The following is a 475-nucleotide window of genomic DNA, read 5'->3' on the forward strand; positions in this document are numbered from 1 at the left end:
TATATTGATGTCATCAAAAGCGAAACCATCATCTGGAATAGAGGCATTGTCATACTGTTGAAATTTAATCACAAAGGTAGCAGACAATGTTAATCCATTGTCTATTGCCAGTTGATCTACATCAAGTTTAATGTTAAGCCAGGTATTATCTGCATAGTCTTCACCACCAAATATTGCTACTTGAGTAAAAGACGCACCTGCATTATCTGAAAAATATAAACCTTCAAGGCCAGTTTGATTCTCATCACCAAACTCCTTCCAGAAAAAGCTAAGATCAACATCTGTTTCTGAAGATAAATCCAAGTGCAACCATGCTTCATTTTGAACAAATGTTCCACTGGCGTTTGCATCCATAGTTAAATGTTCAGATCCTTCTATAGGACTATTATCAGTAGTTACCTGAATACGACTTAAGGTGCTGTTACTATTAAATGTTAACCATGACACATCAAGCCCACCTTCAAAACCAGTTGAA

Annotated in this window: 1 protein-coding gene; it reads right to left on the minus strand. The window is 36.2% G+C overall.

Annotation, left to right across the window (positions count from 1 at the left end; genetic code table 11):
• A partial coding sequence (locus tag E1140_RS21140; RefSeq protein WP_221412583.1) for a hypothetical protein occupies positions 1-475 on the minus strand: 475 nt, incomplete at both ends.

The sequence above is a fragment of the Fulvivirga lutimaris genome, from assembly GCF_009711525.1.
GTDB classification, from domain to species: Bacteria; Bacteroidota; Bacteroidia; order Cytophagales; family Cyclobacteriaceae; genus Fulvivirga; species Fulvivirga lutimaris.